We start from the raw sequence: 17,283 nt of genomic DNA on the forward strand, positions 1-17,283 counted from the left end.
CAAACCGGGTCACGCAGGCAGAATTTCGCTTTAGCCACAGGTGAGACGTGACATGCACCAGCAAGGAATCGGCACTCCAAGCCTCTATATTTATTGCGTTAAATCAGTTTTTCATCGCCGTTTTACGGCAACCGGCGCGGCTTAAGAAAAGGGGAGTGACGCCTTGGAGCATATTGTTTCCGCAAGCGGTCGCGCAACGTAAAATCATTGCTGTAAAGCCCGTGAATTAACGTGGACACTGCTGCGGTTGCAGTCTTAAGATCGGGCAGGCCGCGGCCCAGCGGAAAGGCCCGCCCGCCCTCATTCCGGAGTGAACCTCATGTCGCCTGTCCACCTGTCCCGCCGCTCGCTTCTCAAAACCTCGCTCCTTCTTGCCGCAACCACCGGACTTGCGGGCATTGCCGCCGCGCAGCAGTCAAAGCCCGGTGGGCGGTTGATCGTTGCGGCCGATTCGGAGCCGAAGAACCTCAACCCGGCCATCGTTGCCTCCAACGGCGTGTTCTACATCTCGAGCAAGATCGTTGAGCCGCTGGCGGAAGCCTCCTTCAATGGCAGGGACGGGCTGGAACCAAGGCTTGCGACGGAATGGCATGGATCGGAGGACGGCTTGAGTGCCACGTTCAAGCTGCGCGAAGGCGTGACCTGGCATGACGGCAAACCCTTCACCTCCGCAGATGTGGCCTTTTCCGCACTTTCTGTTTGGAAGCCGCTGCAAAACCTTGGGCGGCTGGTCTTTGCCAATCTTGAAAAAGTGGATACGCCTGATGACCACACGGCCATTTTCCGCTTCTCCAAGCCGACACCCTTCCAGCTCATCCGCAACGCTTTGCCGGTTGTCACCAGCGTCGTGCCGAAACATCTTTATGAAGGCAGCGATATCGCCACCAATCCGGCCAATACGAAACCAGTCGGCACCGGACCTTTCGTTTTTGCGGAATATAAGCCCGGCGAATATTACCGCCTGACCCGCAATCCCAATTACTGGGGCAAGAACCAGCCGCAACTCGATGAGATCATCTATCGCGTTCTGCCCGACCGGGCGGGCGCCGCTTCTGCGCTTGAAGCCGAAGAAATCCACCTCGCGGCCTTTTCCGCCGTGCCGCTTGCCGATCTTGCCCGCATCGCGAAGGAGCCGGGCATCAAGGTCATCCCGGAGGGTTACGAAGCCCTCACCTATCAGCTCGTCGTGGAAATCAACCACCGCCGCAAGGAACTGGCCGACCTCAAGGTCAGGAAGGCGATCGCCCACGCCATCGACAAGAAATTCGTCATCGACAAGGTCTTCCTCGGTTACGCCACAGCATCGACCGGCCCCGTACCGAAAAATGCACCCCAGTTTTACACGGGAGACGTTGAAACATACGATTTCGACGTCGCCAAGGCGAACGCCCTGCTGGACGAGGCGGGTTATGCACGCGGAGCGAACGGAACGCGATTTTCACTGAAGCTTCTGCCGGCGCCTTACTTCAATGAAACCAAGCAATTCGGTTCCTATCTTCGCCAGGCGCTACAGGAAATCGGCATCGATGCTGAGCTGGTCAACAATGATGCCGCCGCGCACCAGAAGGCCGTCTATACCGACCATGCCTTCGATCTCGCCATCGCGCCCCCGGTCTTCCGTGGCGATCCGGCGATCTCCACCACCATTCTCGTGCGCTCCGGCATTCCAGCCGGCGTCGGCTTCTCCAATCAGGGAGGCTATGAGAACAAGGCGCTCGATGCACTGATCGACAAGGCGGCGGAAACCGTGGATACGGCAGCCCGCACGGTACTATACAAGGATTTCCAGAAGCAGGTCGCCGCCGATCTGCCGCTGATCAATGTCGCCGAATGGGGTTTCATCACGGTTGCGCGCGATACTGTCAAACACGTCGCCAGCAATCCACGCTGGGCCGTTTCCAACTGGGCGGATACGGTGGTCGGCACCTGAGGAAGCGCCGTGAGGCGCGCGGCGACATTGCTACGGCGAAGGGTGATCAGCGCCATTCCAGTGCTGCTGATCGTTCTGGTCTTTACCTTCGTGCTGCTTGAAAACGCATCCGGTGACGCGGTTGACGCCTATCTCGTCTCCATCGGCGGCGGCGACGCCGGACTGCGGGATGCCCTGCGCGAGCAATATGGTCTGAACGGTTCGGTGTTGGCCCGCTTCTGGCTTTACGCCAGCTCGGTGCTGCGACTTGATTTCGGCTGGTCGCTTGCGTTTGACCGACCGGTGCTGGGGCTGATACTCGAACGGCTGCCGAACACGCTGCTCCTGATGGGCAGTGCCACCGCACTTGCTTTCATCATCGGCACCGCGCTCGGCATCCTGGCGGGCGCCCGTCCCGGCGGGTTGACCGACCGGGTACTCTCGGCCCTGTCGCTGGCGCTTTACGCCACGCCGGGCTTCTGGCTCGGCCTTGTGCTCGCCATCGTCTTTGCCGTGCAACTGAGGTGGCTGCCAACATCCGGCATCGAAACCATCGCATCCGGAAAACAGGGATTTGCAAGGGCGCTCGATATTGCCCGCCATCTTGTCCTGCCGGTCGCCAGTCTCGGGCTGATCTATCTGGCGCTTTTCCTGCGCGTCATGCGTACTGCCATGGCGGCGGTCTGGCCGCTGGATTTCGTGCTCTTCGCCAAGGCCAAGGGGCTTTCGAGACGGCGGATCGTGCTGCGCCATGTCGCACGCAACGCCGCACTGCCCCTCGTCACCGTGCTTGGCCTGCAAGCGGCAACCATGCTCGGCGGCAGCGTGGTGATCGAGAGCGTTTTTGCCATTCCCGGTTTTGGCCGGCTTGCGCAGGAAGCCGTCAGCGGCCGCGACACACCGCTCTTGATGGGCATTATTTTGACAAGCGCCGTTTTCGTTATCCTGATCAATCTCGTCGTTGATATTCTCTATGCCGTGTTCGATCCGCGCATCGGCAGCGGGGAGCAACAGACATGAGTTTCACTCTCCGGCTCCTGCGCAGTTTCGAAGGTGCGGCAGGTGCCATCATCCTGACACTGCTAGCTGTGACGGCGCTCGCCGCTCCCCTTCTGTTTCCCGGTGACCCGCTGTCGATCGTCGGTGAGCCGCTCATCGCGCCCTTCTCCCACGCCGCCTCCCCCTCGGCACCGACCGGTTGGGCCGCGATGTACTGGCGGGACTTGCCCACGGTGCGCAGGCATCCCTGCTCGTCGGCATCGGCGCTGCCGCTGCCGCCCTCATGATCGGCACCGTCGTCGGCACAATTGCCGGATTTGCCGGTGGCCTCGTGGATGAGGCGCTGATGCGTGTTACCGACGCCTTCCAGATCGTGCCGAATTTCCTTCTGGCGCTCGCCTTCGTCAGCACCATCGGCCCATCCATGCCCATCGTCATCCTTGCGATTGCGCTTGGCGCCTGGGCGGATCCAGCACGGCTGATGCGGGCGCAGGTGTTGAGTATCCGCGAGCGGGATTACGTGCAGTCCGCCCGCGCCATCGGGATGCATCCGCTGGAGATCGCGTTTCGGCAAATACTTCCCAATGCGCTGCCGCCGGTTCTGGCGCTCGCCGCCATCATCGTCGCAGCCGCTATCCTAACCGAGGCGGCATTGTCCTTCCTCGGCCTCGGCGATCCGAATATCGTCACCTGGGGTTCGATGATCGCGGAAGGACGCAACGTCCTGCGCTCGGCGGCGTTTCTCTCCGTCATCCCCGGCATCGGTCTTCTGGTCACGGTTCTCGGCGTCTATCTTCTCGCGGAGGGAATCAACAAAGCGATGGCGACGAGGAAAGAAACGCCATGAGCGGCAATGCACTCTGCAGGATCGACGATCTCAGCGTCCGCTATGCGGCCGGCGACGGACCGGCGCTGCAGGATATTTCGCTGACAGTCCGGCAGGGACAAAGGCTGGCGATCATCGGCGAAAGCGGTTCGGGCAAATCGACGCTCGCCAAGGCAATTGCCGGGCTCCTGCCTTTGAGCGCACGGGTTTCCGGCGATATTTCCTGGAGCCGCGACAGCGGTCTTTTCACAGACAGGCCGCAGCCGGGCCGCGATATCGGCTATATTTTTCAGGATACCGGTGCGACGCTGAACCCGGTTCTCACCATCGGTGAACAGGTGGCGGAAGGCGCTGTGCGGCATCTGGGCCTTTCATGGAAGCAGGCACGAGATCTTGCCCGCGATCTTCTGGAACGGGTGCGGTTGCCGCATCCCACCCATCTCCTCGGCGCCTATCCGCACCAGCTTTCCGGCGGGCAAAGACAGCGTGTGGCGATTGCAGCCGCCATTGCCGCGCACCCCGCAATCCTGATCGCCGACGAGGCGACGAGCGCGCTCGACACGGTAAGCCAGGCCGCCATTGCCGCACTGCTGGATGGGCTGGTGCGTGAAGAAGAAAGAACGCTGGTCTTCATCACCCATGATATTGGTCTTGCTTCCGGCCTTGCCGACGAGATCGCCGTTCTGCATGCCGGACGGCTGGTGGAGCACGGCACCACCAGGCGGGTGTTATCCGCGCCTGCGCACGACTATACGCGCGCACTGCTCTCCGACTATCTCGACCTTTCGACACCGCCTCTGATCAATGAGGCAGCATCATGAACGAAGCCCTTCTGAGCGTAGAGAACCTCTCGAAAACCTACCGGACCGGCGCACGCACGGTGGAAGCACTGTCCGATATATCCTTTTCGCTTCAGCCCGGCGAGACGCTTGGGCTTGCCGGCCCCTCCGGCTGCGGAAAATCGACACTGGCACGCATCCTGATGCGGCTGATTCCGGCCGACGAAGGCACAGTCCGTTTTGAAAATCGCGACTGGCTGGCGCTTGATGGCGGCGAACTGCGCGCGGCGCGGCGGCATATGCAGATGGTGTTTCAGGATACGCATGGCGCGTTCAACCCGCGCGCCAGCGTCGAGGATGCCATAGGCGAACCGCTGCGTATTCATCGCATCGTCGAACGACGCGAACGCCCGGCGGAAATCCGCCGCCTTCTCGAGCGAGTCGGGCTGCCCGCCAGCTATGCCGGCCGCTCGGTGTTCGAGCTTTCCGGCGGCCAGCGGCAGCGCGTGGCAATTGCCAGAGCCATTGCACTCAAACCATCCCTTCTCATTCTGGACGAGGCCGTTTCAGCGCTCGATGTCTCCGTACGCAGACAAATTCTCGAACTGCTGGTCGAAATACAGCGAGAGACGGCCGTCGCCTGTATTTTCGTTTCCCACGACCTCGCGGTCATCCGCGCCGTCTGCCACCGCGTCGCCATCATGGAGGCGGGTCGGATCGTCGAGATCGGCAGGACAGCAAACATCGTTTCCACGCCGCAATCCTCGACCGCCAGAACCCTGATCGAGGCTGCGCCGCGCCTGACCATCACCACGCAAGGATAAGACATGCCCGCCCCGGATTACGCATTGCTGCTCGACCCGCCCGCCTTTCCAGCAGACCGTTACGCCGCTCTCGCCGACCGGCTGGCGGCGCTGATGGGCACGAAGAACGATGTGCTTCTGGTACAGGCGGAAGCAGTGCTTGCGCTTGAAGCTGCGGCCACCAGCCTCGCGCGGCCTGGTCTGAGAGCGCTCAATATCGTCACTAGTCCCTATGGCGCGTGGTTTGGTGGCTGGCTGGAGCGTGGCGGCGCAACGGTTCGCAACCTGACCACCGCTCCGGCAAAGCCGATATCACTTCACGAGGTCGAGAGAGCGCTGGACGAAGGGCCAGGTTTTGATCTTCTCGCTATCGTGCACGCGGAATCCGCAAGCGGCATTCTCAACCCCCTGCCCGCCATTGCCGCGCTCGCCAAAGACAGAGGCATCGTCACGGTCGTCGATGCCGTCGCTTCCATCGGCGGCCATACCTTCGAGGTTGACCAGCTCGGCATAGATATTGCGGTCATCGGCCCGCAAAAGGCGCTGGCAGGCCCGGCGGGCTTATCCGCCATCTCCGTCAGCGAAAGTGCCTGGAAACTTCTTTCACATGGCAATGCACCTGAGAACTCCATGCTTTCACTTCTCGACCAGAAGAAACTCTGGCTCGATACCGGCCGCGGCGCGCTCCCGGGAACACCTGCGCCGCTGGAATTCTATGCGCTGGAGGCGGCACTCGACCGGATAGAGGCAGAAGGTCTGGCATCCGCAAATGAACGCCACGAACGAGCGGCGACAGCCACTCGTAACGGCATCAAGGCCCTTGGCATGTCGACGTGGGTGGAGGAGACTGACGCGTCTGCTCTGGTTTCGACAGCGATCTTGCCGGACACGGTGGATACCGGCGCATTTCTGGCGGCTGCGTCCAGGGAGCAAGGTGCGGATGTCTCGGGCGGTGTCGGTCGCGGTGCGGAACGGCTGATAAGGCTCAATCACACCGGCCGGCGCGCCAATCCGGATTCGGTGCAAGCCAATATAACCGCTGTTTCAAGCGCCCTGAGAAGCCTCGGCCATGCCGCAGATACCGATTCCGCGCTGGAAGCGGCCGAAAAAGGCTATTCCGGCACCTCCTCGAAGGGTCTCTGACAGCGCCGATAAACGTTCGTTGCGCGAAATCGGGTGCTGGCGGAACGTCAGTCACGCCATTGTTGTTAAAAATGGTAGACAAATTCCTTGGTCAATCTTGACGAAATCATGGCAACGCGCGAAACTTAACGCACTGTTAACTCGCGTGAAGAAGGGAAATGGCCATGGTAGCAGGGTTCAACATGCTCTCCTTTGACCTCTTTGGCATCGGCCGAAGAACGCCCGCCATAAACGAGCGGGTCGAGAAGGATTTGCAGGACAGGACGCCACGCAGACCGGACGACCAGTCCAACGATGACGACCGTGATCAGGAATACGAACTGTTCTTCTGGTCGCTTTATCCTGTGATTTAAGTTTTTAAGCGCAGGCTGACGGGGCGGTTGAAACGTCGTTTTCCCGTCCTGCGGCCTTGGGCCGAAATGTGTTCAGCGTAGCCTCAAACACGGTGAAACAATCGATCCGTGAAGTACACGTTAAACATATGCGACGTCATCCTCGGGCTTGACCCGAGGATTTACAAAATCTCGAAAAATCAAACATTTGCAGATGCTCTGGACAAAGTCCGGGCATGACGATGGAAAGGGCAAAGCCCTTTCCATCAAAGAGCCGTAAACGGCCCTGCCTTAGTGGTTGTCGCGCGGCAGACCCTTGGTCTGGGCAATGCGCTGATACTTAACGGCCGGTTCAAGAACCGCGCCGGTTTCCATCTGGCTGACGATGCCGCGCTGGATTTCCTGCCATGGCGTCTGGTGATCGGGGTACTTGAAGCCGCCCTCGGCGGAGAGCGTTTCGTAACGCTTGGCCAGTTCCTCGCCGGAAATCAGGATGTCGGCCTTGCCACGACCCACATCGATACGAACGCGGTCACCCGTCTGCAAGATGGCCAGACCACCGCCTGCCGCTGCTTCCGGAGAAGCGTTGAGGATGGACGGGCTGCCAGACGTGCCGGACTGGCGGCCGTCACCGATGCAGGGCAGCGAATTGACGCCTTCCTTCAAGAGATAGTCCGGCGCACGCATGTTCACCACTTCTGCCGCACCCGGATAACCGATCGGACCGGCGCCGCGCATGAAGAGAACGGTGTTGGCGTCGATCTTCAGCGACGGATCGTCGATGCGGTGATGGTAATCTTCCGGACCGTCGAACACCACGGCACGGCCTTCGAAGGCTTCCGGGTCGTTCGGGTTGGAGAGATAACGCTTGCGGAATTCTTCCGAGATCACGCTCGTCTTCATGATGGCAGAGGAGAACAGGTTGCCGCGCAGAACACGGAAACCGGCGCGCTCCTTGAGCGGCTGGTCATAGGGACGGATGACCTTTTCGTCTTCGATGATGGCACCACGGCAATTGTCGCCGATGGTTTTGCCATTCACGGTCATGGCGTCTTCCATGATGAGCCCCTGGGTCATCAGCTGGTTGACGACAGCCGGAACGCCGCCGGCATGGTAATAATCCTCGCCGAGATATTCACCGGCCGGCTGCAGGTTGACGAGCAGCGGCACGTCTTCACCGTAGGTCTGCCAGTCATCGACCGTCAGTTCAACGCCGACATGGCGTGCAAGGCCGTTCAGATGGATCGGCGCGTTGGTGGAGCCACCGATGGCCGAGTTGACGCGGATGGCGTTGATGAAGGCATCCTTGGTCATGATGTCGGAAGGCTTAAGGTCTTCCTTGACCATTTCGACGATGCGAAGGCCGGTGAGATAGGAGATTTCCTGACGGTCGCGGTAAGGCGCCGGAATGGCGGCCGAGCCGGGCAGCTGCATGCCGAGTGCTTCGGCAAGCGAGTTCATCGTCGTCGCCGTGCCCATGGTGTTGCAATAGCCGGTGGAAGGTGCGGAAGAAGCGACGAGCTTGACGAAGCCTTGATAATCGATCTCGCCCTTGGCCAGCAGTTCACGCGCTTTCCAGACGATGGTGCCGGAACCGGTGCGCTCGCCACGGAACCAGCCGTTCAGCATGGGGCCGACGGAAAGGGCGATGGCCGGAATGTTGACGGTGGCCGCCGCCATAAGACAGGCAGGCGTGGTCTTGTCGCAGCCGATGGTCAGAACAACGCCGTCGAGCGGATAGCCGTAAAGCACTTCCACGAGGCCGAGATAGGCGAGGTTGCGATCGAGACCCGCCGTCGGGCGCTTGCCGGTTTCCTGGATCGGATGCACCGGAAATTCAATGGCAATGCCGCCCGCTTCACGAATGCCTTCGCGCAGGCGATGCGCCAGCTCCAGATGGTGGCGATTGCAGGGCGAAAGGTCCGAGCCGGTCTGCGCGATGCCGATGATAGGGCGATCGGACTGAAGCTCGGCCTGGCTGAGACCGAAGTTCATGTAACGCTCGAGATAAAGCGCGGTCATATCAGCGTTTGCGGGGTTATCGAACCACGCGCGCGAACGAAGCTTGCCTTGGGTTGCGGGCAGATTGTCGGATTTGGTCATGATGCGGTCTCCAGCCGGAAGTGGCCAACGGTAAAATATTACGAAATGCGACAAGCTTATGTTGTGCGCAAGGAAAATGGAATCAGCTTCTCGGAAGCACGCATAACCGACAGACGAGCGCCAGACGAGTGACCTGGAGCCGTTCTTCAGCTTTAGCCGAATATTTTTCGGTGTTTACGACCATACCGACGTTGCGCAATGGCCTCTTCCCTCCCTGCCTTGCCGGATTGTAACTGACCCCGAGGCCCCACATTCCGTCACGACGTGACTTGCTTATTTGTATTACTATTAGATAGCGTCGCGGCCTGTCAAGCCGGATCAGACTATATTACGGGCGAGTTTTGCGCGGCGAAGAAATTAGAACACACACAATAAACCATTGATTTCTAATAATTTAATGCTGCGCCTCAATAAAATCGGCATCACGTGAATTGGAAATCCGCTAAAAAACCCTTTTCAAGAGTATTACTATATGCTCATAGTGACGTTGTCACGCTGACATCATTTCTGGGAGGATAAGATGAGAAAAGCTCTTGCGGCAATCACTGTCGCCGTTTCCGCATGCCTTGCATCCAGTGTTTCCGCACAATCGCTGACCGTCGGCTTCTCGCAGATCGGCTCCGAATCCGGATGGCGCGCCGCTGAAACCACTGTCACCAAGCAGCAGGCCGAAAAGCGCGGCGTTACGCTGAAATTCGCCGACGCACAGCAGAAGCAGGAAAACCAGATCAAGGCCGTTCGCGGCTTCATCGCGCAGGGCGTCGATGCGATCCTGATCGCACCTGTCGTCGCAACCGGCTGGGATGCCGTGCTGAAGGAAGCAAAGGAAGAAAAAATTCCCGTCATCCTGCTCGATCGCCAGATCGAAGCGCCGGATGATCTTTACCTGACCGCGGTCACCTCGGATCAGGTTCACGAAGGCAAGGTTGCCGGCGACTGGCTCGTCAAGGATGTCGGCGCGAAGGACTGCAAGGTTGTCGAATTGCAGGGCACAACCGGCTCTTCGCCCGCCATCAACCGTAAGAAGGGCTTCGAAGAAGCCATCGCTTCGCACAAGAACATCAAAATCGTGCGCTCGCAGACGGGTGACTTCACCCGTACCAAGGGCAAGGAAGTGATGGAAAGCTTCATCAAGGCCGAAGGCGGCGGCAAGGATATCTGTGCCGTGTACGCTCACAATGACGACATGGCCGTCGGCGCGATCCAGGCGATCAAGGAAGCCGGCCTGAAGCCGGGATCCGACATCAAGGTCGTGTCCATCGATGCCGTACCTGACATCTTCAAGGCCATGGCCGCCGGTGAAGCGAATGCGACGGTGGAACTGACACCTGACATGGCCGGTCCTGCCTTCGACGCTCTCGAAGCCTATCTGAAAGACAAAAAGGCACCGGCGAAGTGGATTCAGACCGAATCCAAGCTCTACACAGCGTCTGACGACCCGATGAAGGTCTACGAGGCGAAGAAGGGTCTGGGTTACTAATAAGACCCTCATCTTCGGAAGGAGCGGCATGTCATGCGTGCCGCTCCGTCACAGCTTCTTTCATGCAGGGCCTGCGCAATGTCCGAAACGGCACCACTTCTGGAAGCACGCGCCATCGGTAAATCCTTTCTCGGGATAACGGCGCTGGACGGAGTCGATTTTTCGCTCGGGCGCGGTGAAATTCACGCGCTTCTCGGCGAAAACGGCGCGGGGAAATCAACACTCATCAAGATACTGACCGGCGTTTACCACCGCGACAGCGGCTCCATCTTTCTGGAAGGTAGCGAGATATCGCCCACCAATGTCGGCGAAGCGCAGGCCCTCGGTATCGGCACCGTCTATCAGGAAGTAAACCTTCTCGAAAATCTGACCGTTGCCGAAAACCTCTTTCTCGGCCGCCAACCGCATCGCTTCGGGCTCATTGACAGAGCCTCGATGCAGAGACAATCGCAGGCGCTGCTGTCCCAATACGGGCTTTCGATCGACGTCAACGCCCTGCTTTCCAGCTATTCCGTGGCTATCCGCCAGATCATCGCCATTGCCCGCGCCGTCGATCTTTCCGGCAAGGTGCTGGTGCTGGACGAGCCGACCGCCAGCCTCGATGCCCATGAGGTCGAGATGCTGTTCGGTGTGCTGCGGAACTTGCGCGCGCGGGGTATCGGCATCGTCATCATCACCCACTTCCTAAACCAGGTCTACGATATCGCAGACCGTGTCACGGTTTTGCGCAACGGCCGCCTCGTTGGCACGCGCGACATCGGCAACCTGCCGAGGTCCGAACTCATCGCCATGATGCTGGGCCGCGAGCTTCAGCACATCACCCACGAGCATCAGGCCACTGACGACACGGTTGCCGAGGGCGAACCGCCGATCCGTTTCGAGGGGTACGGCAAACGCGGCAGCATCGCCCCCTTCGACCTCGGCATTCGTCCGGGAGAGATCGTCGGCGTCGCCGGTCTTTTGGGGTCGGGACGAACGGAAACGGCTTTCCTGCTGTTCGGCATCGACAAGCCCGATACCGGCAAGGCCACGATAGACGGAAAGACCATCGCTCTTTCTTCGCCTGAAGCCGCAATCACGGCCGGGTTCGGTTTCTGCCCGGAGGAGCGCAAGACTGACGGTATCATCGGCGACTTTTCCGTGACCGACAATATTGCTCTGGCTCTCCAGGCCCGCCAGGGGTGGGCGCGACCGCTTTCGCGCCGGCAGAAGGTGGAACTGGCCGAAAGCTTCATCAAATCGCTGGACATCCGCCCGGCCGATCCTGACCGGCCGATAAAATTCCTGTCCGGCGGCAACCAGCAGAAAGCCATTCTGGCGCGCTGGCTTGCAACCCATCCCCGGCTTCTTATCCTCGATGAGCCGACCCGTGGTATCGATATCGGCGCCCATGCGGAAATCCTCAAAATGATCGAAAAACTCTGCACCGAGGGCATGTCGCTCGTCGTCATCTCGTCCGAACTGGAAGAACTGACCGCCGTTGCCCACCGGGTCGTCGTTCTGTCCGACCGCCGGCATGTCAGCGAATTGAAGGGCGGCGAGGTGACGGCCGACAACATCATGCGGGCAATTGCGGATGCGGCCAGAACGGAGGCGGCATGATGGTGGCTGTGACAAGGCGCCTGAAAAGGCTTGCTCCCCAACTGATCGCCCTCATCGTCATTCTGGCAGCGATTACAATCGTTTCGCCGGGCTTCCTGCATGTTTCGTTCCAGAACGGCAGGCTTTACGGCAGTCTGATGGATATTCTCGTGCGTGCCGCACCCGTGGCGCTCCTGACCATTGGCATGACGCTGGTGATCGCTACCAAGGGCATCGATCTGTCGATCGGTGCTGTTATCGCCATTTGTGGCGCGGTGGCGGCAACACTCATCAGCAACGGCCATTCCATCCCAACCGTCATCGCCATCTCGCTTGCTGTCGGCATCGCCTGCGGCCTGTGGAACGGGGTGCTGGTCGCCCTTCTCGACATCCAGCCGATCATCGCCACGCTGATCCTGATGGTGGCGGGGCGCGGCATCGCCCAGCTCATCACCGAAGGTGTCATTCTCACCTTCAACGACGACAGCTTTTCGGCCATCGGCTCCGGCTCATTCGCAGGCATTCCCCTGCCCGTCATCATCTGGATGGCGGCGGCGCTGGTAATCGGCCTTCTGGTGCGCAAGAGCGCGCTCGGTTTTCTGATCGAGGCAACCGGCATCAATCGCCGCGCGGCGGCACTTGCCGGTGTGCGGGCACGGTTCCTCCTGTTTTTCGTCTACGCCGTTTCCGGTCTCTGCGCGGCCATCGCCGGCATGATCGTGACCGCCGACATTCGCGGCGCGGATGCCAACAATGCCGGGCTGTGGCTGGAACTGGACGCCATATTGGCGGTGGTGATCGGTGGTACATCGCTGAATGGCGGCCGCTTCTCCATCACCGCATCGCTGATCGGCGCGCTCATCATTCAGACCATCAATACCGGCATTCTGGTCTCCGGTTTCCCGCCGGAATTCAACCTCATCATCAAGGCTGGCATCATCATGGTGGTGCTCACGCTGCAATCGCCGGCAATCATGGCGGTTCTGGGCTTTGTCAAAACACCAAAGCCACACGCAAAACCGGCCACGCCTAACGGAATGACCAAGGAAGGTACCGCGCGATGATCCACAGCCGCAATCTTCCGTTCCTCACCACACTGACGATCTTCCTCATCGCCTATCTTCTGTGCGTGCTGCAATATCCGGCGATCCTGTCGACACGGGTGATCGGCAATCTATTGACCGACAATGCCTTTCTCGGCATCGCTGCCGTTGGCATGACTTTCGTGATCCTGTCGGGTGGCATCGATCTGTCCATCGGCTCCGTCATCGCCTTCACCAGCGTTTTCGTGGCTGTCATGGTCGGCACCTATAATATTCACCCGCTGCTGGCCTTCGCCATCGTGCTCGTGATCTCAACGCTGTTCGGCTGCCTGATGGGGGCGATGATACGCTTCCTGTCGATCCCGCCATTCGTGGTGACGTTGGCGGGTATGTTCCTGGCGCGTGGCGCGGCCTATCTGATCTCGACGCAATCCGTGCCGATCTCGCATCCCTTCATCGATGCGATACAGGGATTTTATTTCCGCTTTCCCGGCGGCGGCAGGCTGACAGCACTTGCTATTGTCATGCTTCTCGTCTTTGCCGCCGGCATGCTGATTGCCAGCCGCACCCGCTTCGGCGCGAATGTCTACGCACTTGGCGGTAACCCGCAATCGGCCGAACTGATGGGGGTGCCGATCGGTACAACGACAATCGGCATCTACGCACTTTCCGGGTTCCTGTCCGGCCTCGCCGGCATCGTCTACACGCTCTACACCTCATCGGGTTATTCGTTGGCGACGGTGGGCGTGGAGCTGGACGCTATTGCAGCTGTTGTCATTGGGGGAACGCTTCTGACGGGTGGAATGGGGCTGGTGGCGGGAACATTCGTCGGACTGCTGATCCAGGGGTTGATCCAGACCTACATCGTTTTTGACGGAACCCTGTCATCCTGGTGGACCAAAATCGTTATTGGCGTGCTGCTTTTTGTCTTCATCGTGTTGCAGCGCGCAATCATCTGGTATTCAAACAGGAGACTGGCCGGACCACATCCGGCATAACCAACACGGAGGCTTTATTGGGGCTGCTCGAAACGACGATAAGCGGGCGAAAACGCCGGAACAGCCACGCGCATGTGGTCTCCGAACTCGGCAGCGCCATCGTCTCGGGCAGGATTGCGGAAGGATCCCTGCTGCCTAACGATGCCGAACTGTCGCTCCGTTTCGGGGTCTCGCGCACTGTGTTGCGCGAGACGATGAAGACGCTGGCGGCCAAGCGGCTGGTCGAACCAAAGGCAAAGGTCGGCACCCGCGTTCTCGACCGTTCGAGCTGGAACTTCTTTGACCCGGATGTGCTGGGCTGGCGCTGCGAAGCCGGAATAGACCAGGAATTCGTGACACATCTGGCGGAAATCCGCCTCGCGCTCGAACCGGCGGCAGCGGCAGCTGCCGCGCTTCAGGCATCGAATGACGATATCGTTTCCCTTTATGTGATTGCCGCCAAGTTCGACAATCCGCAGCATACGCCGGAAACCATCGCCAAGGTCGATCTCGAATTCCACCTCGCCGTGGCGCACATGTCCGGCAATCCCTTCATGCGTTCGGCAAGCGGGCTGATCGAAGCCGCCCTTGCGATCTCATTCCAGCTTTCGTCCCCGGCCTCGTCGCCCGGAACCATCGCCGAGATCGCCACAAACCATCTGCGGATCGTGCACGCCATCGCCGCCCGTGATGCGGACGCCGCCGTGAAAGCCATGCGCCATGTAATCGAGGTCGGCAAGGACCGGACGCGAAAGGCAATCAAGACGCCTTGAAGGCGAAAAGCCTATCGACATCCCTTCTGTCACCCCGGGCCTGATGCCAGCATGACGGAGGCGGGGTTTGCTTTTCATCATAAATTCGGCCCCGCACGGATGCGGGCCCTTTTCCTTCCGGCAACTATCTTACCCCTGCGACGCTTCAATCTGCGGCACCACGCCACGGCGCGATGCCATGAGCGATGCGCCGAGGAGTGCTGCAATGCTGACGAAAACGAAGACCATGGTCGCACCCTGAAGGTCGATTAGCAGTCCGCCCAGAACAGCGCCGCTGGAAATGGCGATCTGGAAGGTGGTGAGCAGCAACGCGCCCGCACTTTCGGCCTCGTCTGAGGCGACGCGGGTGATGAAGCTCTGCACGCTGACAGGAAGCGCACCGAAGGCGAAACCCCAGGAGGCAATGGCAAAGCCAGCGACAACGGGAGATGCACCGGCAATCACCAGCACGGAAGCGGATGCGGCAATCAGGGTGGCAGCAAACGTCACGGCCCATGCCGTGTTCTTCTCGGCGAGGAAGCCGCCGAAGAGATTACCGAAAAAACCGCCCACGCCGTAAGCCAGAAGAACGAGCGAGATTGCTTCGACGCCAAGCTGCGGCACGTCTTCGAGGAAGGGGCGAACATAGGTGAAGCCGGCGAAGTGACCCGCGACGATGAATAGCGTCGTCAGAAGGCCGATCCTGACCTGCGGGCGCTGCAATAGCCGGAACATGGTGGACAGGCCGGGCGCACCGGCCGGCGGCAGCGAGGGAACGGTGAGCAACTGCACGACAAGTGCGATGACACCCAGCACGCCGGCGACGGCAAAGGCCGCACGCCAGCCAAGCGTCGCGCCGATCCACGCTCCGACAGGGGCTGCGCAAACGGTGGCAACCGAAACGCCGGTTAGGATGATGGCCATGGCGCGCGGCATCTTATCCAGCGGAACAAGCCTTAGCGCCAGCGCCGCCGACATGGCCCAAAAGCCGCCGAGGCCGATGCCGAGCAAAACGCGCGATGTAAACAGCATGAAAAGACCGTTGGCAAAAGCGGCCAATGTGCTGGAAATGATCAGCAACGTCGTGAGGCCAAGCAGGGTCCACCGGCGATCAATGCTGCGCGTGCCGATGACGACGCCGGGACCGGCAACCGCTGCGACCAGTGCCGTGACGGTGATGGATTGGCCGGCAATGCCGGAGCTGATGGAAAGATCGGTCGACAGTGGCGTCAGAAGGCTGACCGGCAGGAATTCCGCCGTTACCAGCCCGAAGACACCGAGCGAAAGCGAAACCACCGCCGCCCACTTCGCATCCGGCTCTTGTCTGTGTGGCGCATATTCAAGTTCGTTGATTGTTCGGTTATTCATGAAAATCTCCTGATGCGCATTCTGGGAACGAGCCCTGAAACGGAATGGCGAAACGATGAAGCCGGTGGGAGCCCGGTGCGTCGCCTCACAAATCGATGGTCGTAAGCTACGCGTGACAGCTCGGCGTTTCCATGCTAAAAAATCCGCATTCCTTAACCAAACGTCCGAATTTGTGAGTTGCCATGAATGATGCATTGACGGAAATGCTGCGTGGTCTGCGGCTTGACGGCGTGGAATATGGCCGCTGCCGCATGGCAACGCCCTGGGCGACGGCCTTTCCCGAGCAGGAGGCGGCGCGGTTTCATTTTATCGGCGTGGGCCAGGCAAAATTACGCAAACCTTCCGGAGAATGGCTGACGCTTACGTGCGGCGATGCAGTGCTTCTTCCCCGTGGCCACGCCCATGTGCTGGGCAGCGGCGAGGATGTGACACCCGCCCTCTTCGACCGGTTCGGTAAAAAGGAAGTATGTCAGGGCATTTTCGACATGGAATGTGCCGGTGCCGGCGGCGACACGGTAGCCTTTACCGCCTCGATGCGTTTCAACATGGATAATCTGCATCCGCTTTTGCAACTGATGCCGGATGTGATGCTGACCAGCGATCTCGCCAAAAGCGATCCGGCCATTCCGCATCTCCTGGAAGCCATGGCGCGCGAAGTGGAACTGAACCGTGTTGGTGCCGGTGGCATTCTGGCGCGGCTTGCCGATGTCTTGACGGCAACACTGATCCGCACATGGGTAGAATATGGTTGCGGCGATTCCAGCGGCTGGCTTGCCGCCGTGCGCAATCCCGAACTCGGACGGGTGCTTGCAGCGATCCACCTTACCCCCGAGAAAGACTGGAGCGTGGAAGAGCTTGCCTCCCTGATGGGTGCATCCCGCTCGAGTTTTGCAGAACGCTTCACCCGTGTGGTGGGTGAAAGCCCAGCCCGTTATGTCGTTCGCATACGCATGCATCAGGCGCGACTGTGGCTGCGCGAGGGTATGCGTGTCACGTTGGCGGCGGAAAAGCTCGGCTACGATTCCGAGGCATCCTTCAGCCGCGCCTTCAAACGCGTGATCGGCGCGCCGCCCAGCCAGTTCCGCAGGAAGGATACCTCTGGTCTGGAAGATGCGGCATAGAGCGCATCTTAGAGCACGTCCGGTTTAAACAGGAACTTTTGACGCGCTCTATCTCTTTGTTTTTACG

At 60.0% G+C, this 17,283-nt stretch carries 14 protein-coding genes and 1 pseudogene; 13 read left to right on the forward strand and 2 right to left on the reverse strand.

Annotated elements, in window-relative coordinates:
- The first annotated feature begins 319 nt into the window (after positions 1 to 319).
- The 7 genes and pseudogenes from RBH71_RS05215 to RBH71_RS05245 all read left to right on the forward strand — a co-directional run bounded on the left by RBH71_RS05215 (position 320) and on the right by RBH71_RS05245 (position 6,812).
- Positions 320 to 1,930: an ABC transporter substrate-binding protein gene (locus RBH71_RS05215; RefSeq protein ID WP_035199376.1), complete on the forward strand. Its 1,611-nt coding sequence runs from the start codon at positions 320 to 322 to the stop codon at positions 1,928 to 1,930.
- A gap of 9 nt (positions 1,931 to 1,939) precedes the next feature.
- On the forward strand, positions 1,940 to 2,929 hold the full coding sequence (locus RBH71_RS05220; RefSeq protein ID WP_035251436.1) for an ABC transporter permease: 990 nt from the start codon (positions 1,940 to 1,942) through the stop codon (positions 2,927 to 2,929).
- Positions 2,926 to 3,755 (forward strand): annotated as a pseudogene (locus RBH71_RS05225) (ABC transporter permease). Before RBH71_RS05220 ends, RBH71_RS05225 begins: the two are co-directional and overlap by 4 nt.
- On the forward strand, positions 3,752 to 4,555 hold the full coding sequence (locus RBH71_RS05230) for an ABC transporter ATP-binding protein (protein ID WP_111801421.1): 804 nt from the start codon (positions 3,752 to 3,754) through the stop codon (positions 4,553 to 4,555). The pseudogene RBH71_RS05225 and the gene RBH71_RS05230 overlap by 4 nt, the downstream one beginning before the upstream one ends.
- Entirely contained in the window at positions 4,552 to 5,337 is a 786-nt protein-coding gene (locus RBH71_RS05235; protein WP_111802567.1) for an ABC transporter ATP-binding protein, read from the forward strand. The genes RBH71_RS05230 and RBH71_RS05235 overlap by 4 nt, the downstream gene beginning before the upstream one ends.
- 3 nt (positions 5,338 to 5,340) lie before the next feature.
- A complete protein-coding gene (locus RBH71_RS05240; RefSeq protein ID WP_111801423.1) occupies positions 5,341 to 6,459 on the forward strand; it encodes a pyridoxal-phosphate-dependent aminotransferase family protein in 1,119 nt (372 codons plus the stop codon).
- A 158-nt stretch (positions 6,460 to 6,617) separates the two neighbouring features.
- Entirely contained in the window at positions 6,618 to 6,812 is a 195-nt protein-coding gene (locus tag RBH71_RS05245; RefSeq protein WP_013761494.1) for a hypothetical protein, read from the forward strand.
- A gap of 270 nt (positions 6,813 to 7,082) precedes the next feature.
- On the opposite strand, the gene RBH71_RS05250 is transcribed toward RBH71_RS05245, so the two are convergent.
- A complete protein-coding gene (locus RBH71_RS05250; protein WP_003510695.1) occupies positions 7,083 to 8,894 on the reverse strand; it encodes an IlvD/Edd family dehydratase in 1,812 nt (603 codons plus the stop codon).
- A 520-nt stretch (positions 8,895 to 9,414) separates the two neighbouring features.
- Here RBH71_RS05250 and ytfQ point away from each other — a divergent pair.
- From ytfQ to RBH71_RS05275, 5 genes are all read left to right on the forward strand, one after another.
- Positions 9,415 to 10,374 (forward strand): galactofuranose ABC transporter, galactofuranose-binding protein YtfQ, encoded by a 960-nt coding sequence (ytfQ, locus tag RBH71_RS05255; protein ID WP_003510698.1) that lies wholly within the window; start codon positions 9,415 to 9,417, stop codon positions 10,372 to 10,374.
- Positions 10,375 to 10,452: 78 nt separating this feature from the next.
- Complete coding sequence (locus RBH71_RS05260; protein ID WP_035251439.1) at positions 10,453 to 11,976, forward strand: sugar ABC transporter ATP-binding protein; 1,524 nt, start codon at positions 10,453 to 10,455, stop codon at positions 11,974 to 11,976.
- Positions 11,976 to 13,019, forward strand: a complete 1,044-nt coding sequence (locus RBH71_RS05265; protein ID WP_162632348.1) for an ABC transporter permease — start codon at positions 11,976 to 11,978, stop codon at positions 13,017 to 13,019. The genes RBH71_RS05260 and RBH71_RS05265 overlap by 1 nt, the downstream gene beginning before the upstream one ends.
- Entirely contained in the window at positions 13,016 to 13,996 is a 981-nt protein-coding gene (gene yjfF, locus RBH71_RS05270; protein WP_003510704.1) for a galactofuranose ABC transporter, permease protein YjfF, read from the forward strand. The genes RBH71_RS05265 and yjfF overlap by 4 nt, the downstream gene beginning before the upstream one ends.
- Positions 13,997 to 14,013: 17 nt before the next feature.
- Positions 14,014 to 14,748 carry a FadR/GntR family transcriptional regulator gene (locus RBH71_RS05275; RefSeq protein WP_323687191.1) on the forward strand — a complete coding sequence of 245 codons (735 nt, stop codon included), beginning with the start codon at positions 14,014 to 14,016 and terminating at the stop codon, positions 14,746 to 14,748.
- Between the two features lie 129 nt (positions 14,749 to 14,877).
- Here RBH71_RS05275 and RBH71_RS05280 read toward each other — a convergent pair whose 3' ends face one another.
- A complete protein-coding gene (locus RBH71_RS05280) occupies positions 14,878 to 16,095 on the reverse strand; it encodes an MFS transporter (RefSeq protein WP_003510707.1) in 1,218 nt (405 codons plus the stop codon).
- A gap of 182 nt (positions 16,096 to 16,277) precedes the next feature.
- Between RBH71_RS05280 and RBH71_RS05285 the strand changes: the two genes are divergently transcribed.
- Positions 16,278 to 17,216 carry an AraC family transcriptional regulator gene (locus tag RBH71_RS05285; protein WP_013761499.1) on the forward strand — a complete coding sequence of 313 codons (939 nt, stop codon included), beginning with the start codon at positions 16,278 to 16,280 and terminating at the stop codon, positions 17,214 to 17,216.
- Positions 17,217 to 17,283: the final 67 nt, after the last annotated feature.

Origin of the sequence: Rhizobium sp. AN68 (genome assembly GCF_030758035.1) — a bacterium.
GTDB classification, from domain to species: domain Bacteria; phylum Pseudomonadota; class Alphaproteobacteria; order Rhizobiales; family Rhizobiaceae; genus Agrobacterium; species Agrobacterium tumefaciens.